The organism is Salinicola sp. DM10 (assembly GCF_017306975.2).
Classification (GTDB): Bacteria; Pseudomonadota; Gammaproteobacteria; order Pseudomonadales; family Halomonadaceae; genus Salinicola.
Genome location: NZ_JAFLEN020000003.1, coordinates 325,410 through 346,414, shown reverse-complemented (window position 1 = coordinate 346,414; position 21,005 = coordinate 325,410). Strand labels below are relative to the sequence as shown.

Genomic DNA, 21,005 nt, shown 5'->3' with positions numbered 1-21,005 from the left:
GAGTGGAGTAGCCACAGGCGCTCAGGCTGAAACCGGCGCTGCCGCCCGACGCCACCGCGGCAGCGACCCGGCGCTGGAGAGCGAGACCGCCAGGATCGATATCAGCACCAGCGCCAACGCGGGCACCAGTACCGCCCAGGGCGCGCGTTCGAGATAGGGCAGGCTCTCGGCCAGCAGCAGCCCCCACTCGGGCGCCGGTGGCCGTGGGCCCAGCCCGAGAAAGCCCAGCGCCGCCAGCGCCAGCGCGGTGCCCGGCAGGCGCAGCATGGCGTGGCGGAACACCGGGCCGACAACCGCCGGCAGCAGGTAGCGGGTGAGCAGCCGCAGCCGCCCCACGCCGAGCATCGGGGTGATGCGCACGTGCGGCTGGCCGAGTGTTTCGGTCACCAGCGCCGCGGTGTGAGCCGCCAATGGCGCCCAGTTCACCAGCGTGATCGCGATCACCGCACCGCTGGCGCTCGGCCCCATCAGACCGGCGACGATCAGTCCGGCGATCACCGGCGGGGTGGCGTTGGTGATCTCGATCGGCCCGGCGGCGAGACGCGGCATTAGCCCCATCGTTACTCCAAGCACAAAGGTGATGCCTACCGCCAGCAGCGCCATGCCCATGGTCGAGAGCGCGCCATGGCTGACCCGCGCCAGGATATCGCGGCCGATCCCATCGGCCCCCAGCGGCAGCGCCAGGCTCGGCGGCTGCAGCCGCAGGTAAGCCGAACTCAGCGGATCACGCCAAAGCCCCGCGACGATGATCAGCGCGAGCGCCGCCGCCGCGAGCGCAGGTATCAGCCAGCGCCAGCGTCCGGGTTCAGTTGGCGCCATCGCCACTGGCACAGCGCCGGCACGCAGGGTGCGCCCCAGCAGCAGTGTCCGGCACAGATTGGCGGCGCCACCCAGCACGATGGCGATGACGAGCAGAATCAGGATACCGGTCTGCAGCGCCGGCAGGTCCTGGGCCGAGGCGGCCCCCAGGGTGGCCCGCCCCAGCCCGGGAATGGAGAACACCTGCTCCACCGCGACCGCGCCGCCGGTCAACCCCACCATCACCAGCCCCACCTGCGGCAGCAGGCTTGGCAGGGTGCGCTGGATCGCCGCCAGGGCGATACGCCGGCGCGCAAAGCCGGCCACGTGCCAGGTCACCACCCAGCGCTCGGCGAATGCCGCCGTCAGCGCATCGCTGAACAACCGCCCGAGCAGCCCGCCGCCGGGCAGGCCGAGGGCCAGCGCCGGTAGGATCAGATGGCGCCAGTCACCCCAGCCATAAGGCGGCAGCCAGTTGAGCCAGGCGGCAAAGACCACCAGCAACAGCGCCGCGAGCAGGAATTCCGGCAGCGCGGTGAGCGCCGCCCCCAGCGCACCGGAGGTCGGCGTCGCCTCGCCGGCGAGCCCGCGCTTGAGCGTCGGCAGGCAGAGCAGCAGGGTGACCACCAGCGCCACGCCCAGCGCTGCCGCCATCAGCGTCAGCGAGACCTGTGACGCCTGCAACATGCCCGGCAGCACCGGGGTGCCGGAGATCCAGGAGACACCGGCATCGCCGTGCGTAAGCCCGCTCAGCCAGTGGCCCAGCTTCTCGAACGGCCCCATGGCCAGGCCGAGCTGGGCACGGATGGCATCCAGCGCCTCTGCACTCGGATTCTGATCGCCGGCGCGGGCACGCAGAATGCTCAGCGCCGGGTCACGCCCGGAGAGCCACGGCAGCAGCCCCACCAGTACCACCACGCCGGCCAGCGTCACCAGCCGCGACAGCGTCGGCAGCAGGCGCTGCCACGCCTCCCAGCGCCATGCCTCCCAGTTCCATGCCACCCCGGCAGACCGCGGGGTCGCACTTGGTGTCTGACTAGCGGGCATCGTCAGCCTGACGGAAGTGGGTGTGCTCATCGATCAGCTCGCGCTCGCGCGGGTCGCGCAGTGCCCCGACCACATTGGTGGCTTCGCCCTGGATCACCCGCTCGTGGAGCATGGGGATCGCGGCGTCCGTTTTCAGGATCGCCGCCTCGGCCTGGATGATCGCCTGACGCCGTTCCGGGCCTGGCGGCAGATCGCCGGCCTTGGCCAGCGCGGCGTCGATCGCCGGGTCGCACAGTTGAGCGATGTTGAACGAACCCACGCAGGAGAAGTCGCTGACCATATAGGCGACCGGGTCGCCGGAGTCGAGCAGGGTAGCCCGCGACAGGATGAAGGCGTCGAACTTGCCCGCCAGCATGTCGGGCTCGATATGCGCGTACTGGCGCACCTCCTGCTCGACATCGAAACCCGCCGCCTCGAGCTGTTGTTCGAGCAGCACGGCCACTTCAGGCAGCTCGGCGCGATCGGTGAAGGTGGCCAGCGTGATGCGGGCGCCGCTGGGCTCGGCGGCGGCGGGGCGCTGAACAGGCTGGCGCAGCCCGCTTGCCCAGGCCACCGCAGGTCCCAGCAGCCCCTCGGCGACATCGGCGCGCCCCTCGTAGACGGTGCGCACGATGGCGCCACGGTCGAGCGCCTCGCGTGCCGCGGCACGCAGGGTCGGGTCCGTAAACACACCGGAGGCGGTGTTGAGATAGAGGGTGTTGGTGCGCGGCATCGGCACTTCGTGAATCAGCGTGGGGTCGATCAGCGCTACCTGCGACACCGGTACCGCTTCGACCACATCCGCCGCCCCGGTGCGCAGCGCGGCGCCGCGGGCAGTGCCATCGGGCACGTAGTCGGCGTCGATGCCGGCGAGTTCGGCACGCTCGCCCCAGTAGCCGTCGTAACGCTCGAGGGTGGCGCTCTGGGTGCCATTGATCGCGGTGAGCACGAAGGGCCCAGTGCCCGCGCGGGTGGGGTCGACGTGGCCCGCCTGGGCATAGGCCCGCTGCGCCATGATCGCCAGCTGCGGGCTGGAGAGCCGGTTGGGCACCAGCGGGTCGGCATCCGCGGTGCGCACGATGATCGCGTTCTCGCCGTCCGCCTCGATATGCATCTCGACCCCGTCTAGGATGCGCGGTTTGGGCACGGCGTTTGTCGCGGCGGTGAGCGAGGCCACCACGCGCTCGACGGTCAGCGCGGTGCCGTCATGGAAGGTCACGTCCGGGCGGAGGGTGAAACGCCAGGTCTGCGGGTCGAGCTGATCCCATTCGGTGGCCAGAAACGGCTGCGGATCACCATTGGTATCAAGCCGAATCAGCGTCTCGGCGGTGCGCCAGCGTGACAGCTTGAAGGCATCATCGGTGAGCGGATTGAGCCCGGAGCGCGGCGGCTGCAGCATGGCGACGCGGAGGCGCCGATCCTGCGTCTGTGTCTTCTCGGGAGCATCGTCACGCGCCGCCGAGGTCTCTTCGTCCTGCCCGCAGCCGGCGAGGAGAGAGAACGACAGCACCATCAGCGGCAGCGTCAGGGCGCGCCGCAGCAGGCTGACCGGGTGGCGTGTGGTCGAGGCGCGCCGGGGCGTCGCGGCGATGCCGAAAGTCGCAGTGGCAGGGAAGGTCACGAGGGGATCTCCTGGGTCGTGGGGCGGCGCCCGGCGGCTTCCGAGGTCGGTACGGGCGTGGACAAGGCAGTAGAAAAGGTCGTGGCGGCGCGCAGCAGCGCTGCGGTATGCGCCTGGGCCGGCTGGCGGAAAAGTGCCGCCGTGGGGCGGTCTTCGATGATCTCGCCGGCATCGAGGATCAGCGTGCGCTGGCACAGCCGGCACACCACCGAGAGATCGTGGGAGATCAGCAAAAGGCCAATGCCGGCGTCATGATTGAGCGACTTGAGCACCTGGGTGACCATGGCCTGCACCGGCAGGTCGAGCCCGCTCAGCGGCTCGTCCGCCAGCAGCAGCCGGGGCCGCACCGCGATCGCCCGAGCGATCGCCACGCGCTGCGCCTGCCCACCCGAGAGCGAGTCGGGGCGGCGCTCGAGAAAGCTGCCATCCAGCCTCACCTGGGCCAGCGCCTCGCCTACCCGCCGCCGGTGATCGCCCTCGATACCCAGATGTAACAGCGGCTCGCGCACCAGTTCACGGACTCGCATCCGCGGGTCTAGGGAGGCCGCCGGGTCCTGCGGGATGTACTGCACCACCCGGCGATACCAGCGCAGCGCACGCACCGAGCCGGGCCGAATGCGCCGGCCCTGGCACCAGATCTCGCCGCTGTCGGCACGCGTCAGGCCCAGCATCAGATTGAGCAGCGTCGACTTGCCCGCCCCGGAGACCCCGGCGAGACCGATCAGCTCCCCCGGGCGGATGGCGAAATCCACTGCCTTCAAGATCGGCTGCCGCTCGCGCCGCCAGCCCCAGCGCCGTGGCCCCGCCACCCAGCGGCTCAGCCCACTGACGCGCAGGAGGGAGCCATCAGCGTTTAGAGAAGCGCCATCGGCGTTTAAACAAGAGCCATCAGCGTTTAGAGAAGAGCCATCAGCGCTAATACGAGAGCCATCGGCGTCTGGGCGAACGCCCTCGTCGCGTTTCGACGGATGGCAATCATCGAGGTGTCTCATCGCTCACCCACCGCAGCACCGGCGGGCCAGGCGTCCGCTGCCGCCAGCATCTCGGGCGCCATCTCGGCGCTGCGCATCGCAGACACCAGCTCGCGGGTGAAACGCTGCCGGGGTGACGCAACCAGATCCGCCAGCGGGCCACTCTCGATCATCCGCCCCTGCTCCAGAATCACCGCGCGCTGGCACAGTCGGCTGGCCGCCCCCATGTCGTGGGAGATGAACAGCAGCGCAGGCTTCCCGGCGCCACCGGTGGTCTCATGCAACAGCGTCAGCACCTCTGCCTGGGTCAACGCATCCAGCGCGGTGGTCGGCTCATCGGCCACGATCAGTGAAGGCTTGCAGGCCAATGCCAGCGCCACGCAGACCCGCTGGCGCTGGCCACCGGAGAGTTCGGCGGGCGAGCGCGTCAGCAGCTCATTAGCCGCCGTCAGTCGCATGCGCGTCAGCAGCTCGGCGGCGGCGACCCGCGCCGCCCGGCGCGGTAGCCCGTGGAAGCGCACGAAAGGCTCGCTCAACTGGGCGCCCACGCTCACCAGCGGGTTCAGAGCCGCCTGGGTGTTCTGGAATACCATGCCGATACGCAGCGCACGCGGTCGCCGGGCCGCCGCCACGCCGGCGACATCGAATTCGCCAAGGCGAATACGCCCTTCGACGCTCGCCGTGGGCGGGGTGATGCCCAGGATCGCCGCCGCGGTGAGCGACTTACCCGAACCCGAGGGGCCGATCAGGCAGACGCGCTCACCCGCCCCGACCGTGAAATCGAGACCATCCACCACGCGCTGCGCGCCGAGACGCACCGACAGATTGTCCACCCGTAACACGGGCTCATTGGGCTCGGGCACCACGCCACGCTCCTGCTGGAAAGGCCGAGAAGCGCGAAGTTATAACATAACGATTTAGCGGTGCGCTATGGCCGTATGCATGGCTTCGGTGACGGTACGCGCGGGTGATGGGTGAGGCTGTCTGGCAGCAGAGATGACTCGATACAACGGTTGGCACGACGGGCACCGCTTGGTCCCCGTCGCGCCGTCGCGATCTATTCCACCGTCACGCTCTTGGCCAGGTTGCGCGGCTGATCCACGTCGGTGCCCTTGAGCACGGCGACATGGTAGGAGAGCAGCTGCAGCGGCAGGGTGTAGAGAATCGGCGCGAGCACTTCATCGATCTGCGGCAGGTGCAGTACGCGCAGGTCGTCAGCGGCAGTCAGCCCGACGTCGGCGTCGGCGAAGACGAACAGTTCACCGCCGCGGGCGCGCACTTCCTGCAGGTTGGACTTGAGCTTCTCCAGCAGCTCGTCGTTGGGCGCCACCGCGATCACCGGCATATCGGCATCGACCAGCGCCAGCGGGCCGTGCTTGAGCTCGCCCGCCGGATAGGCCTCGGCGTGGATGTAGGAGATCTCCTTGAGCTTGAGCGCGCCCTCCAGGGCGATCGGGAACTGGGTGCCACGACCCAGGAACAGCGCATGGTGCTTTTCGGCGAAGGCCTCCGAAAGCTCGGCGATCGGGCCATCCATCTCCAGCGCCTGTTCGAGCAGCGCCGGCAGCCCGCGCAGGGCCTGGACCAGCGCCGTCTCGCGGGCATCGCCGCGCTCGCGGCGCAGCGCCAGAGTCAGCAGCAACAGCGCCACCAGCTGGGTGGTGAACGCCTTGGTCGAGGCGACGCCGATCTCCGGGCCGGCCTGGGTCATCAGCGCCAGATCCGATTCACGGGTCAGCGAGCTGCCCGGTACGTTGCAGATCGCCAGCGCGCCGAGATAGCGCTGGCCGTCCGTGCGGCCCTTGGCGTAGCGCAGCGCGGCCAGGGTGTCGGCGGTCTCCCCGGACTGGGAGAGGGTGACGAAAAGGGTATTCTTCGGCACCACCACCTCGCGGTAGCGATACTCCGAGGCAACCTCCACCTGGGTCGGGATGCCGGCCAGCTTTTCCAGCCAGTAGCGCGCCACCAGCCCCGCGTGATAGCTGGTGCCGCAGGCGATGATATGGATCTGCTCGACGCGCGCGAACAGTGCCTTGGCGTCGACCCCGAAGCTGTTCTCCAGTACCCGGCTACCGCTGAGGCGCCCCTCCAGGGTGGCGGCGACCACCGCCGGTTGCTCATGGATCTCCTTGAGCATGAAGTGGCGATACTCGCCGCGGCTGGCGGCGCCGTCACCATGCTCGAAGACATGAGCTTCGCGCTCGACGCGTTCGCCGCCGGCACTGTGGATCTCGATACCGTGGGCGTCGGAGAGGCGCACCACGTCGCCCTCCTGCAGATAGATGAAGCGGTCGGTGACCTGCAAAAGCGCCAGGGCGTCGGAGGCGAGGAAGTGCTCGTCGATCCCTACGCCGACCACCAGCGGGCTGCCCTTGCGCGCGCCGACGATCTCGCGCGGCGCCTCCACGTGCATCACCGCCAGCGCGTAGGCGCCGTCGATCCGGGCCAGGGTCGCCTGCACCGCGGCGAGCAGATCACCGTGGGCGTCGAAGGCGCGTTCGAGCAGATGCGCCACCACCTCGGTGTCGGTCTCGGAGTGGAAGGTCACGCCTTCGGCCTCGAGATCGCGCTTGAGCGGTTCATAGTTCTCGATGATGCCGTTGTGCACCAGCGCCAGACGGCGTCCGGCGACGTGCGGGTGGGCGTTGGCCTCGGAGGGTTTGCCGTGGGTCGCCCAGCGGGTGTGGGCGATACCGATATGCCCCTTGAGATCCTCCGCGGCGAGCTTCTCCTCCAGCGCCGCGACCTTGCCCAGCGCGCGCCGGCGTGCCAGCCCACCATCGCCGCCCAGCACCGCCATGCCGGCGCTGTCGTAGCCGCGATATTCGAGCCGCTTGAGCCCTTCCAGCAGGATGCCCTGCACGTTGCGCGCTGCCAGCGCGGCGACGATTCCACACATGTTCGATGTCCTCGAGATTATTGGGGCGCGTCGGCGACCACCAGCGTCACGCCCTGGGCCTCGATGGCGGCGGCATCCGCCGTCGCGAGGCGCCAGTCGGTCACCAGGGTGTCGATACGTGCCCAGGGGAGTTCCAGATTGGGAATACGGCGGCCGAGCTTATCAGCCTCGACCATCACCACCACTTCACGCGCGACCTCCGCCATCACCCGGGTGAGGCCGAACAGCTCGTTGTAGGTGGTGGTGCCGCGGTCGATGTCGATGCCGTCGGCACCGACGAAGAGCTGATCGAAGTCGTAGGCGCGCAGCACCTGTTCGGCGACCTGCCCCTGGAAGGATTCGGAGTGCGGGTCCCAGGTGCCGCCGGTCATCAGCAGCGCCGGCTCGGGTTCGAGTTCGCGCAGGGCGCCGGCCACGGCGAGGGAGTTGGTCATCACCACCAGCCCGCGCAGGCCGCCGAGCTCACCGATCAGCGCCGCCGTGGTGGTGCCGCTGTCGACGATGATGCGATTGTGCTCACGGATACGCGCCCGGGCGGCGCGGGCGATGGCACGCTTGTGGGGCGAGAGCGTCTGCGCCGGTTCGGCCAGCATCTCCTGCGGCAGCGGCGCCGCTCCGCCATAGCGGCGCAATAGCAGGCCGCTGCTCTCCAGGGTGGCGAGATCCTTGCGCACCGTGACCTCGGAGATGGCGAAGCGCGATGCCAGCGCCTCCACCGGTGTCTCGCCGTGGGCGTTGACGTAGGCGAGGATGGCATGGCGTCGCTGGGCGGTATCGCGTTTCGGCATTCTTTCACTTCGAAAGATAATTCAGATCGAATCGAAACTTAAAGCGCGTCTCATGTCAAGCGAGAGGTCTAGGATTCGCCCTCTTCCGCGCACGGACAGCCCGGTCGTCAGCCGATCTGCGATAATGAACGCCGTTTACCGTTGCTCATCTCAGGTCACCTCGCGATGCTTCCTCTTTCCTCGCCCACTGCCCTCTGTCGCCGCTACCCCGGCTGGCTCATCACCATCGTCACGCTGTTCGCCATGCTGCTGGGGGGCTGTTCGCGCCCGCCGGAGATCCACAAGCTGGCGGGGGCGGCCGAGGGCACGACCTATCACATCAGTTGGTGGTCGCAGCGCGAGGTCGACCCCGAAGCGCTCGAAAAGAACATCGATCAGGCGTTGCAGCAGGTCGATCTGTGGATCTCCAACTACCGCGACGACTCCCTGATCGAGCGCTTCGACCGCGGGTCGTCCACCCAGTGGCAGACGCTCCCCAGCGATGTCGTCCAGTTGCTGTCGATCGCGCAGACGGTGCACCGCGAATCGCGGGGCTGCTACGACCCCACCATCGCGCCGCTGTTCGATCTGTGGGGCTTTCGCGCCGACCACTTCCAGCCGCCGAGCCCGGCGCGCATCACGGCGACCCTGGACGAGATCGGCTTCGATCATCTGCAGCTCGACCCGGCGCAGAACCGGGTCCGCAAGACGCTGCCCGAGCTATCGGTGGACATGTCCTCGATGGGTGAAGGCTACACCCTGTGGCGTCTGCGTCAGGTGCTGGAGAACGCCGGCATCCAGGCCTATCTGATCGAGTTCGGTGGCGACATGCTGGCGCGCGGGCGCAAGCCGGATGGCAGCACCTGGAAGGTGGCGATCGAGCGCCCCTCGCCGGATCGCATGGCGGTCGAGCGGGTACTGGAGATCACTGGTAAATCGGGGGTGTCGATCAATACCTCGGGCACTTATCACCACTTCTTCGATGACGCGGGCCGGCGCTACTCGCATATCCTCGATCCGCGCACCGGCGCCCCGGTGACCCACGATCTGGTCTCGGCGAGCGTGATCGGCAGCGACCCGCGCCTGGGCGACGCCTGGGCCACGGCGATGCTCTGCCTGGGTCAGCAGGCGGGCATGGCGGTGGCGCGGGCCCAGCATCTGGCGGTGCTGTTCATCCAGGAGGATGGCGATGGCAAGCTGCACGAGAGCCAGAGCCCGGCGCTCGCCGGCTCCGACCTGGTGAAGGCGCTGCCCTGAGCGGCGCGACGAAAGGCTCGATTCAGGGGGTCGCCACCAGACGGTAGCCGACCCCCGGCTCGGTCTGGATCAGCCGTGGGGCCTCGGGGTCGTCGCCCAGCTTGTGGCGCAAGCGGCTGATGACGATGCGCAGATAGTGGGTGTCGTGGACATGCACCGGGCCCCAGATCTCGGCCAGCAGCTGATGCTGGGTGACCACCCGGTCCGGCTGGCGCGCCAGCATCGCCAGCACGCTGAACTCGCGCGGTGTCAGGTGCAGCGCTTCGCCGCGCCGGGTGACACGGTGCCCGGCGATATCCAGCGTCAGCTCGCCCAGATGATAAAGCGTGGGGGTGGCACCGGTGGCAGGCGCGCGCAGCGCCACACGCACCCGCGCCAGCAGTTCCTGGATACCGAACGGCTTGGTCACGTAGTCATTGGCGCCGGCATCCAGCGCGGCGACCTTCTCGCGCTCGCTGCCGCGGGCCGAGACCACCAGCACCGGCACCTCGCTCTGGGCGCGCAGGGCGTCGAGCACCTCCATGCCGTCGACGTCGGGCAGGCCGAGATCGAGCAGCACCAGCGCCGGCGGCTGGCGGTTGAACGCCGCCACCCCGGCGGCACCGCTCTCACACTCCTCCACCTCGAAGCCCTGGGAGCGGAGACTGATGCGTAGAAAGCGCCGAATCTGGCGGTCATCCTCGATCACCAGCAGGCGCGGCCCGCGCTCGGGGGAGACATCAGTCATGGCGGGGTTGGCTCTCCCTCTTGATATCGATCTCGGAAGTCGTGTCGGTCTCGGGCAGCGCCCACAGCGGCAGCCGGATCACGATCTCGCTGCCGCTGCCCCAGTCCGCCGCGCGGGCACGGATCTCGCCACCGTGGGCGCCGACCATGCCGCGGCAGATGGCCAGACCCAGACCGCTGCCCTGGGGGCTCCGGTCGCCGTCGCCACCGCTGAAGAACATGTCGAAGATACGCTCACGCAGCGCTTCCGGAATACCCGGCCCCTGATCGGCGACCCGAATAACGATCCACTCCCCTTCCCGTTCGCCCACCAGCCGCAGTCGCCCGCCCGGCGGCGAGAAACGCGCGGCATTCTCGATCACGTTGATCAGCGCCTGCTCGATGAGCGCCGGATGCACGTAGAGCAGTGGCAACTGGGGGTCGAGGTGACGCTCGATGCGCAGCGGCTCGACCACCGAGCCCAGGCGCGTGAGCGCCGAGTGGAAGATATCGGCGAGGGCGACCCAGTCGCGCTCGAGTTTGAGCCCGCCGTGTCCGAGCCGGGTCATGTCGAGCAGGTTCTGGATATAGCGGTTGAGACGTTCGCTCTCGCCGAGCACGCCGTCGAGCAGCTCGCGGCGGTCGCTTTCCGCCAGTTCGGCCCACAGGTCGCGCAGCGCGCTGGCGGAGCCGATGATCGCCGCCAGCGGCGTACGCAGGTCGTGGGAGACCGACGACAGCAGCGCCGAGCGCAGGCGTTCGTTCTCTTCCGCCAGCCTGGCCGCGCCAAGCTCCTCGACCAGCCGAGTGCGCGCCAGCGCGGCACCCAGTTGATTGACCAGATTGGCCACCAGCGCCTCCTCGGCTTCGTCGAGTCCCGCCCCGCGCTCGCCGAGCGCCAGCCCCAGCACCGCCGGCACCGGCCCCTCGCTGGCGCCCTGCTCGAGGATCGGCACGAAGCGCCAGCGCTGCGCGGCCAGGGTCTGGGTGCCGTGGCCACTGGGACGGGCGTGGCGCTGGCTCCAGTGCGCCGCCTGCAGCGTCGCGGCATCGAGTGAGAGGGTGCCGGGGTGCGAGGCGCTGACCCGCGGCGGCGCCTCGGCCTCGGGGCTGTCGACGAATACGCACGGCAACTCGAGCTGGTCCGCCAGCACCTTGACCGCGATCTCGCGGACCCGCTCGCGGTCCGCCGCCGCCGCCAATGCGCGCGAGATCGACAGCATCTCCTGAATCTGATGCCGGCTCTGGCGCAGCAGCAGCAGCTGGCGCCGCACCTTGCCAGCCAGCTGCCCGGCCACCGCCGCGACCAGGCAGAACACGAGCACCGTGAGCACCTGATCCTGATGGATCATCGCCAGACTGAAGCGCGGCTCGGTGAACAGGAAGTTGTAGACCAGCGCGCTCAGCGCCACCGCCAGCATCGCCGCGCGGGTCCCCGCCTTGAGCGCACAGGCCAGCACCGCGGCGAGGAACACCAGCGACAGGTTGGCCAGATCGAGCAGGCTCGACAGCCCCGCCGCCACCGCTGCCGCCAGGGCCACGCTGGCCAGCGGCCATAGCCCTTCGCGCCAGCGCGGCCAGCGCCACTGCCGGGTACGCCGCGACGGTGCCGCGGGCGCCTCGGCAAGCAGGATCAGATCGAACGGCGGACGCCGGGCGAGCAGACGATCGACCAGCGGCGCCTGCCACCAGCGCCACTTGAGCGGGGTGCGTCCGAGCATCAGCGTAGTGACATTGTGGCGCGTGGCGTATTCGAGCAGCTCGGCCAGCGGATCGTCACCACGCAGGGTCTCCCAGCGGCCGCCGAGCTGTTCGCTCTGCTGACGCAGCGTGCCCACCTCGCCGGCCGCCGCGGCATCGAGCTCGCGCAGCGGTGTCACCAGCACCACCACCCACGGCGCCTGATGGCGCTGCGCCCAGCGGCTGGCGGCGCGCAGCAGCGCCTGGTCGCCGCGCCGCCCCTCCACCGCCACCAGCAGACGCACGCGCACCGGCCAGGGCCCGGCGACACCGCCGGCATCCATTACCCGGCGCACGTCGCTATCGAGGCGCTCCGCCATCACTTGCAGCGCCAACTCACGCAGCGCGGTCAGGTTGCCCGGGGAAAAGTAGCGCGCCAGCGCCGCGCGGGCCTGCTCGGGGACGTACACCTTGCCCTGCTTGAGCCGCTCGATCAGCTCCTGCGGGGTGAGGTCGATCAGCGACAGGTCGCGGGCCCGGGCGATCAGCGCGTCGGGCACCGTTTCGCGCATGCGCACGCCGGTGATCCGGGCGACGTCGTCGTTGAGCCGCTCGACGTGCTGGACATTGAGCGTGGTCCACACCTCGATGCCCGCATCGAGCAGCTCCTCGATATCCTGCCAGCGCCGCGCGTGGCGCCCGCCGGGAATATTGCGGTGGGCCAGCTCATCGACCAGCAGGATCGCCGGACGCCGGGCCAGCGCTGCGTCGAGATCGAACTCCGAGTAGCCACGGCCGCGGTAGTCGCGCGTCACCGATGGCAGTTGCTCGAGCCCGACGCACAGCTGCTCGGTCTCGGCGCGCCCGTGGGCTTCGATCACCCCCAGTACCACCTCCTCGCCGCGCTCGTGACGCTCGCGGGCGGTACGCAGCATGGCGCTGGTCTTGCCCACCCCCGGCGCGGCACCCAGAAAGATGCGTAGCGCAGCGCCATGCTGGGTGGTGGCCAACAGCGCATCCGGGTCCGGACGCGGGGGGTCTTGGGTTTGGTTCACACAGGGCTCCGACAGGGGCGGCACGGTACACCGGCAGATACCCGGCGCAGGCTCACGGCAGCGGCCGCGTGGCGATGCCATCGAGGGCCAGATTGAGCGGCAGCACCGCTACCCGCGGCTGGCCGAACCCGCCGCTGTCACTATAGCGCGCCACCAGCGCGCGGACATCCGCCTCGCGCAGGCCGCGGGCGCGGGCCACCCGGGCGATCTGGATCGCCGCCGCCTGAGGGCTGATGTGCGGGTCGACCCCGGAGCCCGAGGCGGTCAGCAGATCCCCCGGTATCCGGCCCGGCGCCACACCGTCACGGGCCGTGATGCGCTTGGCATCGGCTTCGACGCGCTGACGCAGCGCCGGATTGCTCGGCGCCAGATTGGAGCCGCCGAGGGTGTCGGCGGCGTAATCCACCGCCGAGGGCCGGCCCTGGAAGTAGCGCTCGCCGGTGAACGCCTGCCCCACCAGCGTCGAGCCGAGCACCCGCCCCTCGGGGTCGGCCAACAGACTGGCGTTGGCCTGATGGGGAAACAGCCACTGCCCCAGCCCGACCACGGCCAGCGGGTAGAGCAGGCCCAGCAGCAGCGCCATGGCGAGCGTGAAACGCAGCGCCGAGCCCCAGCCGGCGCCAGCTCGGGCCGGCGCGGCGGCCGCGCCAGTCTCATCGCCCCTCTGCACATCACTCATCGCCACATCACTCATCGTCTCGTTGCTCATCGTCTTGTCCCTCTCGGAGCGTCTTTCACGATCTTTTCTGAGAACGTCTTTCCTAACTCCGGCGGCAGGGCGTCACATCAGGGTGCCGAGTGCCAGATCGATCAGCTTGATCGCCGGGAACGGCAGCAGCAGGCCGCCGACGCCGTAGATCAGCAGGTTGCGCCGCAGCATGGCGCTGGCCGAGGCCGCGTGTACGCGTACGCCCCGCAGGGCGAACGGGATCAGCGCGGGGATCACCAGGGCGTTGAAGATGACCGCCGCCAGCACCGCCGACTGCGGCGAGTGCAGATCGAGCACGTCGAGGCTGCCCAGCGCCGGCGCGCTGGCGGCAAAGATCGCCGGCAGGATGACGAAGTACTTGGCCACATCGTTGGCCAGCGAGAAGGTGGTCAGCGCGCCGCGGGTGATCAGCAGCTGCTTGCCGATCTCCACCGCGCTGAGCAGCTTGCCGGGGTCGGAGTCGAGATCGACCATGTTGGCCGCCTCGCGCGCGGCCTGGGTGCCCGAGTTCATCGCCAGGCCGAGATCGGCCTGGGCCAGCGCCGGGGCGTCGTTGGTGCCGTCGCCCATCATCGCCACCAGCCGCCCGGCGGCCTGCTCTTCGCGGATCAGCGCGAGCTTGCGCTCGGGCGTCGCCTCGGCAACGTAGTCGTCGACCCCCGCTTCGGCGGCGATCGCCGCGGCGGTGATCGGGTTGTCGCCGGTGATCATCAGCGTCTTCACGCCCATCTGGCGCAGCTGCGCGAAACGCTCGGCGATGCCCTGCTTGATCACATCGGAGAGCGCGATTACGCCCAGCAGGCGCGCCTCTTCGGCCACCGCCAGGGGGGTGGCACCGTGGCGCGAGATGCGCTCGACCAGCGCTTCGAACTCCTCCGGCACGCGACCACCGGCTTCCTGTATCTGCCGGGCGATGGCGTTGGGCGCGCCCTTGCGCCAACGCCGGCCATCGGCGAAGTCGAGCCCGGAGACCCGGCTGGCGGCGCTGAACGGCACCACGTCGGCGTCTTCGACGGGCACCAGCGCCGCACCCTGCGCTCTCGCCAGCACCACGATCGAGCGGCCTTCCGGCGTGGGGTCCTCGAGTGAGCAGAGCGCGGCGACCTCGCGCAGGCGCGCCGGGTCGACCCCGTGGCAGGCGGCGAACTCGGTGGCACGGCGGTCACCGAGCGTGATCGTGCCGGTCTTGTCGAGCAGCAGGGTGTCGATGCTGCCGGCGATCTCCACCGCCTTGCCCGACTTGGCGACCAGATTGGCACGCATGGCGCGCTCCATCCCGGCGATACCGATGGCCGGCAAAAGCCCGCCGATGGTGGTCGGAATCAGGCATACCAGCAGCGCCACCAGCATCACCGGCGAAGCCGAGATACCCACGAACTGGGCCAGCGGTACCAGCGTGACGACGACGATCAGAAAGATCAGGGTGAGCGTCGACAGCAGCACGGAGAGCGCCAGCTCGCTGGGGGTCTTCTGGCGGCTGGCGCCCTCGACCAGGGCGATCATGCGATCGAGCAGCGACTCACCGGGGTCGATGCTGACCTCGACGAGCAGTTCGTCGGAGAGCAGCTTGGTGCCGGCACTGACGCCGCTGTTGTCGGTGCCCGCCTCGCGCAGTACCGGGGCCGATTCACCGGTGACCGCGGATTCGTTGATCGAGCCGGCCCCGTCGACGATCTCGCCGTCGGCGGGGATCAGCTCGCCGGCGACCACCCGCACGCGGTCCCCCCGGCGCAGCCGCTCGGCGGCGACGATCTCCTCGCCGTTCTGGGTCAGACGGCGTGCCTGCAACTCGCCGCGGGTGGCACGCAGGGCACCGGCGTGGGCCTTGCCGCGCGACTCGGCCAGGGCCTCGGCGGCATTGGCGAACAGCAGCGTGGCGAGCAGGATCAGGCTGACGGCGAGGGCGAAGCCGGTACCGCTCTCGCCGCGGGCGAAGGTCAGCGCGGTGTAGAGCGCGCACACCAGGGTGCCGATGGCGACCACCGCCATTACCGGGTTGCGCGCCAGACTGCGCGGATCGAGCCGGCGCAGGGCCTCGCCCACCAGCCACAGCGGTGCCGGGCGCGCGCGGCGCGCGGCAGTATCAGAGGCAAGCAGAGTCATGGGAGCTCCTCGTGATGTCCGGGCACGGGCTCAGCCGGCCAGGCTCAACTGTTCGGCGATGGGGCCCAGCACCAGCACGGGCAGAAACCCCAGCAGATTGACGATGACGATGACCCCGGCGGTGAGCCCGACGCAGGCGCCGCTCTCCAGATCCAGGCTGCCGCGCCCCTGCGGCGCCGTGCGCTTGCCGGCCAGCCAGCCGGCGACCGCCAGCGGCACCAGCATGGGCAGGAAGCGCCCGAGCGCCAGCGCCACCACGCAGCTCAGGTTCCACCACGGCGTGGCGTCGGCGAGACCTTCGAAGCCCGAGCCGTTGTTGGCGAACGCCGAGGTGTATTCGTAGAGCACCTGGGAGAGCCCGTGATAGCCCGGGTTGCTGGTGCCGGCGAGGCCGGGGAAGCTCACCGCCAGGGCGCTCAGGCCGAGCACGCTGAGCGGCTGAGCCAGGATCGCCAGCGAGATCCAGCGCATCTCACGAGTCTCCAGGGGCTTGCCGAACAGCTCCGGCGCCCGCCCCACCATCAGCGAGCCGATGAAGGCCGCCAGCATCAGGTAGAGCAGATAGCCGATCAGGCCGACCCCGATACCGCCGAAGGTGACGTTGACGAACATGTCCATCAACAGCCCCAACCCGCCGAGTGGATTGAAGCTGTCGAGCATCGCGTTGACCGAGCCGTTGGAGGTCTGGGTGGTCCAGCTACCCCACAGCGCCGAGAGGTCGCTGCCGAAGCGCAGCTCCTTGCCCTCCAGGTTGGGCCCGGCCAGCGCCAGGCCGTGAAGCGCGGCATTGGGCAGGCGCTCGGAGAACATCACCAGGGTGGTGCTCGACAGCGACAGTGCCAGCATCACCCCGCCGATCCCCAGCAGGAGCCGACGGCGCCCGCTGATCATCGCCACCGCGATCAGCGAGGCCAGCGGAATCAGCAGCAGGGCCACGCTCTCGACCACGTCGGCGAGCGCGGTGGGGTTCTCCAGCGGCACGCTCGAATTGGGCCCGTACCAACCTCCGCCATTGGTACCCAACTGCTTGATCGCCACCATCGCTGCCACCGGCCCGCGCGGGATCGTCTGCAGCGCGCCACCCTCGAGCATCGTCACCCGCTGGGCGCCCTGGTAGGTCGCCGGCACGCCCTGCCATACCAGGACCAGGGCGGTCACCAGCGCCAGCGGCAGCAGTACCCGGATCACGATGCGGGTCAGGTCGAGGTAGTAGTTGCCCACGCCGGCGGCCGCGCTGTCCGCGGCTGCGGGGCGGCGCAGCAGGCTGCGGGTGATCGCCAGCAGCACCGCAAGCCCGGTGGCCGGGGTCAGGAATTGCAGGGTGACGATGGCCAGGGTCTGGCTCAGGTAGGAGAGCTGGGCCTGGCCCGAGTAGTGCTGCTGATTGGTGTTGGTGGCGAACGAGACGGCCGTATGCAGTGCCGTATCCCAGTGCATGCCGGGAATTCCATCGGGGTTGAGCGGCAACACTCCCTGGCCCATGAAGACGAGCCAGGCCAGCACGATCAGCAGCAGGTGGAGTTTCAACACCGCGAGCAGATAGGCCGACCAGGTCATCGACGCGCGTCGGTCGACACCGGCCAGGCGCATCAGGGCCGCCTCCAGCGGCCCGAACAGGCGATCCAGCGCACTGGGGCGATGCGTATCCAGCGCACGGCCCATGTAGAGGCCCAGGGGCAGCGCCAGGCCGATGAGCAGCGCATAGCAGAGCGTCAGCGCACTCATCTCAGAACCGCTCCGGCCGCCACAGGGCGACTCCCAGATACAGCGCGGTGGCGGCGGCGATCGCCAGCATCAGGTAGGACATGCCGAGCACTCCAGGTCAGGGGAGGCTCAGTCTCGATGCCGGCGGCGTAAAAATTCGAGATCGAAAAGCGCCGTGAGGCGTAAAGAGGGCGTAAAAATGTCCCATGTCATGGTCAAGCCGTCGCGGGCTGGGCATCATCACCCCTTCTCGCCCATGGAGACCCGCGTGCCGACTTCCCTGCTATCGCCCTTTGCCCCGGCCCTGCCTGCCGGGCGTCCTCGTCCGAAGGCTCGTCACCGCGACCGCGTGAGGCGCCCGCCCCGCCGCTGGCTGGGCGTGGCGCTGCTGGCCCTGCTCGCCGGCTGCAGCTCGCAGGCGCCGCAGCCCGGCTTCGAGCAGCCCCCGGCGAGCGTCAAGCAGCAGTTGGTCACGCTGATGCCTGCCGGCACTCACGACCGCGACGGCTGGGCCACGGACATCACCGCGGCGTTCGCGGCCCAGAACCTGCCGGCCACGCGCGAAAACCTGTGCGCCACGCTGGCGGTGATCGGCCAGGAGTCGACCTTCGACGCTGACCCGCAGGTGCCCCACCTGGGTCGTATCGCCCGCGAGGAGATCGAACGCCGCGCCGCGGCGCTGCATGTGCCCGGTTTTCTGCTCGCGGCGGGGCTGAAGCTGACCTCGCCCACCGGCGAGACCTATGCCGAACGCCTCGACCAGGTGCGCAGCGAGCGCCAACTGAGCGAGCTGTACGAGGATTTCATCGGCATGGCGCCGCTGGGGCGGGAACTGTTCGGCGGTCTCAACCCGGTGCATACCGGTGGGCCGATGCAGGTCAGCGTGGCCTTCGCCGAAAAGCACGCCGTCGACTACCCGTACCCGATCGACGGCTCGATCCGTCACGAGGTGTTCACCCGGCGCGGCGGCGTCTACTTCGGCATCGCGCATCTGCTCGGCTACACCGCCCACTACGCTGAGCCGATCTACCGCTTCGCCGACTACAACGCGGGCTGGTACGCCAGCCGCAATGCGGCCTTTCAGGCTGCGGTGAGCCAGCTCTCCGGCATTCCGCTGGCCCTCGACGGCGACCTGATCATTCCCGGCTCACGCCAGGCCGGACAGACCGAACTCGCGGTACGCACGCTGAAACCGCGGCTGGGGATGGATAACGGCGAGATCCGCGACGCCCTCGAGCAGGAAGACTCTCTCGACTTCGAGCGTACCGCGCTCTATGACAAGGTCCGCGCACTGGCGGCGCGGCAGGCGGGTCATCCGCCCCCCTATGCGCGCCTGCCGGGGATCAAGCTCGAAAGTCCCAAGATCACCCGCGACCTGACCACCGCCTGGTTCGCCCAGCGGGTCGAAACGCGCTGGCAGCAGTGTATGCGTCGTTGAGGAGATTCTCTTTGAGGAGGTATCGGATTGGATTCAATGCCGAGCGCTTACCACTGTGGGCTCATTGACCAGCCTTCTGCTCGTGAATGCGAGGGGCAAGCCCCTCGCGCTCCCCTTTTTCGCGCCACAAGCGCACGAAACCCTGCGTATCACGCGCCCACGCTTTGGGTCGGCGCGTAAGGACATCCCTGTCCCAACGCGCCTCTTGCGACATCCATGTCGCAAGACCCAGCTTGGCGAGTGATACGCAGCGTGCGCTCGATAGGCGCTATCGGGTGGCTAATCCCAGCGCTGGTGAAGTTGGCGATGCCTAGAGTCAGTTTTTTGGCTTTTTCACCGGGCGCTGCCAGCCGGGCTTGGCGGTCTGTCGACTCCGGGCCAGCGCCAGCTCGCCCTGCGCCACCTCGCGGGTGATGGTGGAGCCGGCGGCGATGGTGGCGTCGTCAGCGATCGCCAGCGGCGCGACCAGGGCGGTGTTGGAGCCGACGAAGACCCGCTCGCCGATCCGGGTGAGGTGCTTGTTGGCACCGTCGTAGTTGCAGGTGATAGTGCCGGCGCCGACGTTGGTGTCGCGGCCGATCTCGGCATCCCCCAGATAGCTGAGATGCCCCGCCTTGACGCCCTCGCCGAGGGTGGCGTTCTTGGTCTCGACGAAGTTGCCGATATGGGCGCGGGCGCCGAGACGCGTCCCCGGGCGCAGACGCGCGAAGGGCCCGCAGTCGCTCTCCTCGCCCATCTCGGCGCCGTCGAGATGGCTGTGCGCCTTGATCACCGCCCCGCGGCGGATGACGCTGTCCTTGATCACACAGTGGGGGCCGATCACCACGTCATCCTCGAGAATGACATGGCCTTCGAGGATCACCCCGACATCGATCTCGATATCGCGCCCCACGGTGACGTCGCCGCGTAGATCGAAGCGTGCCGGGTCGGCCAGGGTCACCCCGGCGGCCATCAGCCGTTCGGCCTGGCGGCGCTGGAAGGCGCGCTCCAGGGTGGCGAGCTGGCGGCGCTCGTTGACCCCTTCGACCTCGATCGGCGACGCCGGCTGGGCAGCCTTGATCTCGACCCCATCGCCGGCGGCCATGGCGATGACGTCGGTCAGGTAGTACTCGCCCTGGGCGTTCTCGGCGGAGAGCTCGGGCAGCCAGCGCTTGAGCTGGGCCGCGGTCATCGCCATGATCCCGGTATTGCACTCGCGAATGGCGCGCTGCGCACTGGTGGCATCCTTGTGCTCGACGATCGCCACCACCGCCTGCTTGTCGTTGCGCACGATGCGCCCGTAGCCGCTGGGGTCGTCGAGAGTCACGGTCAGAAGCCCCATGTGCTGCTCGTCGACTCCCTCCAGCAGCGCCTTGAGGGTCTTGGCCTGGATCAGCGGCACGTCGCCGTAGAGCACCAGCACCTTGCCATCGCCGAGGTCGTCGAGGGCCTGGGCCACGGCATGGCCGGTCCCCTTCTGCTCGGCCTGCTCGCAGAAGTTCAGGCCGCGTACGTCGAGGACTTCGCGCACCGCCTCACCGCCATGACCGACCACCACGTGCAGACGCGCCTCCTCGAGCCCCGCGGCGGTGTCCACGACATGCTGCACCAGCGGTCTGCCCGCCAGGCGGTGCAGTACCTTGGGGGTCTTGGAGCGCATGCGGGTTCCCTGGCCGGCGGCCAGAATCACGACGTCGAGTGACATGGGATCATCCTTTCCTGTTCGGTATCGGGTCGGTGCCATTATCTAGATAACGGCACCGCATGAAAAAGGCGACTCCGGAGAGTCGCCTTTTTCGGGTCCTGCCAGCGGGGTCGGCACCTGCGCAGATGCGCAGGATCAGCCGCGCCCGCCCTTGCGCCGCAGCTGCTGCAGCGTACGCAGCTGGGCGGCGGCTTCGGCCAGCTCGGCGGCGGCACGCGTGTAGTCGAGCTCCGACTGCTGGTCGTTGAGCGACTGCAGCGCGTGCTGGCGCGCCTGCTCGGCTTCGGCTTCGTCCAGGTCGCTGGCGCGAATGGCGGTATCCGCCAGCACCGAGACCACGTCCGGCTGGACTTCGAGGAAGCCGCCGGTGACGTAGTAGAGCTCTTCTTCGCCGCTCTCCTGGATGACGCGCACCGGACCGGGCTTGAGCTCGGTCAGAAGCGGCGCGTGACCGCGCAGGATACCCAGATCGCCAGCCACGCCGGCAGCGATGAGCTGCTCCGCGCTGCCCGAGAAGATCTCCTTCTCGGCGCTGACGATATCGCACTGAAATGTAGCCATAGCGCTATCCTCTTGTGCCAGAGGCCC

At 69.2% G+C, this 21,005-nt stretch carries 16 protein-coding genes; 2 read left to right on the top strand and 14 right to left on the bottom strand.

Features of this window, described 5'->3' with window-relative positions:
- Positions 1-21 precede the first annotated feature (21 nt).
- The 6 genes from J0A90_RS13140 to J0A90_RS13115 form a co-directional block, all read right to left on the bottom strand.
- On the bottom strand, positions 22-1,875 hold the full coding sequence (locus J0A90_RS13140) for an ABC transporter permease subunit (RefSeq protein WP_233076768.1): 1,854 nt from the start codon (positions 1,873-1,875) through the stop codon (positions 22-24).
- Positions 1,835-3,445, bottom strand: coding sequence for an ABC transporter substrate-binding protein (locus J0A90_RS13135; RefSeq protein WP_233076767.1), 1,611 nt, complete (start codon positions 3,443-3,445; stop codon positions 1,835-1,837). Before J0A90_RS13135 ends, J0A90_RS13140 begins: the two co-directional genes overlap by 41 nt.
- Positions 3,442-4,197 (bottom strand): dipeptide/oligopeptide/nickel ABC transporter ATP-binding protein, encoded by a 756-nt coding sequence (locus tag J0A90_RS13130; protein WP_233076805.1) that lies wholly within the window; start codon positions 4,195-4,197, stop codon positions 3,442-3,444. Before J0A90_RS13130 ends, J0A90_RS13135 begins: the two co-directional genes overlap by 4 nt.
- Positions 4,198-4,433: 236 nt before the next feature.
- Positions 4,434-5,279 (bottom strand): ATP-binding cassette domain-containing protein, encoded by an 846-nt coding sequence (locus tag J0A90_RS13125; protein WP_233076766.1) that lies wholly within the window; start codon positions 5,277-5,279, stop codon positions 4,434-4,436.
- Positions 5,280-5,473: 194 nt separating this feature from the next.
- Entirely contained in the window at positions 5,474-7,315 is a 1,842-nt protein-coding gene (glmS, locus tag J0A90_RS13120) for a glutamine--fructose-6-phosphate transaminase (isomerizing) (RefSeq protein WP_207036559.1), read from the bottom strand.
- A 17-nt stretch (positions 7,316-7,332) separates the two neighbouring features.
- The gene (locus J0A90_RS13115) at positions 7,333-8,103 is read right to left on the bottom strand and encodes a DeoR/GlpR family DNA-binding transcription regulator (protein WP_035475430.1); all 771 of its coding nucleotides are present in this window, start codon (positions 8,101-8,103) and stop codon (positions 7,333-7,335) included.
- A gap of 165 nt (positions 8,104-8,268) precedes the next feature.
- On the opposite strand from J0A90_RS13115, the gene J0A90_RS13110 reads away from it, so the two are divergent.
- Entirely contained in the window at positions 8,269-9,339 is a 1,071-nt protein-coding gene (locus J0A90_RS13110) for an FAD:protein FMN transferase (protein WP_207036557.1), read from the top strand.
- A 22-nt stretch (positions 9,340-9,361) separates the two neighbouring features.
- Here the strand turns inward: J0A90_RS13110 and J0A90_RS13105 are convergent, their stop codons facing one another.
- From J0A90_RS13105 to J0A90_RS18770, 6 genes are all read right to left on the bottom strand, one after another.
- Positions 9,362-10,066 carry a response regulator gene (locus J0A90_RS13105; RefSeq protein WP_207036556.1) on the bottom strand — a complete coding sequence of 235 codons (705 nt, stop codon included), beginning with the start codon at positions 10,064-10,066 and terminating at the stop codon, positions 9,362-9,364.
- A complete protein-coding gene (locus tag J0A90_RS13100; protein ID WP_233076765.1) occupies positions 10,059-12,779 on the bottom strand; it encodes a sensor histidine kinase KdpD in 2,721 nt (906 codons plus the stop codon). The genes J0A90_RS13105 and J0A90_RS13100 overlap by 8 nt, the downstream gene beginning before the upstream one ends.
- 52 nt (positions 12,780-12,831) lie before the next feature.
- Positions 12,832-13,488, bottom strand: coding sequence for a potassium-transporting ATPase subunit KdpC (gene kdpC, locus J0A90_RS13095; RefSeq protein WP_233076764.1), 657 nt, complete (start codon positions 13,486-13,488; stop codon positions 12,832-12,834).
- A 72-nt stretch (positions 13,489-13,560) separates the two neighbouring features.
- Positions 13,561-15,591: a potassium-transporting ATPase subunit KdpB gene (gene kdpB, locus J0A90_RS13090; protein ID WP_207036554.1), complete on the bottom strand. Its 2,031-nt coding sequence runs from the start codon at positions 15,589-15,591 to the stop codon at positions 13,561-13,563.
- A gap of 30 nt (positions 15,592-15,621) precedes the next feature.
- The gene (gene kdpA / locus J0A90_RS13085; RefSeq protein ID WP_207036553.1) at positions 15,622-17,316 is read right to left on the bottom strand and encodes a potassium-transporting ATPase subunit KdpA; all 1,695 of its coding nucleotides are present in this window, start codon (positions 17,314-17,316) and stop codon (positions 15,622-15,624) included.
- Position 17,317: 1 nt separating this feature from the next.
- Complete coding sequence (locus J0A90_RS18770) at positions 17,318-17,386, bottom strand: potassium-transporting ATPase subunit F (protein ID WP_370635792.1); 69 nt, start codon at positions 17,384-17,386, stop codon at positions 17,318-17,320.
- Positions 17,387-17,644: 258 nt separating this feature from the next.
- Between J0A90_RS18770 and J0A90_RS13080 the strand changes: the two genes are divergently transcribed.
- Positions 17,645-18,733 (top strand): DUF1615 domain-containing protein, encoded by a 1,089-nt coding sequence (locus J0A90_RS13080; protein WP_233076762.1) that lies wholly within the window; start codon positions 17,645-17,647, stop codon positions 18,731-18,733.
- 316 nt (positions 18,734-19,049) lie between these two features.
- Here J0A90_RS13080 and glmU read toward each other — a convergent pair whose 3' ends face one another.
- Both glmU and J0A90_RS13070 read right to left on the bottom strand, forming a co-directional pair.
- Complete coding sequence (gene glmU, locus J0A90_RS13075) at positions 19,050-20,417, bottom strand: bifunctional UDP-N-acetylglucosamine diphosphorylase/glucosamine-1-phosphate N-acetyltransferase GlmU (protein WP_207036552.1); 1,368 nt, start codon at positions 20,415-20,417, stop codon at positions 19,050-19,052.
- 135 nt (positions 20,418-20,552) lie between these two features.
- Complete coding sequence (locus tag J0A90_RS13070) at positions 20,553-20,978, bottom strand: F0F1 ATP synthase subunit epsilon (RefSeq protein ID WP_035470097.1); 426 nt, start codon at positions 20,976-20,978, stop codon at positions 20,553-20,555.
- Between the last annotated feature and the right edge of the window lie 27 nt (positions 20,979-21,005).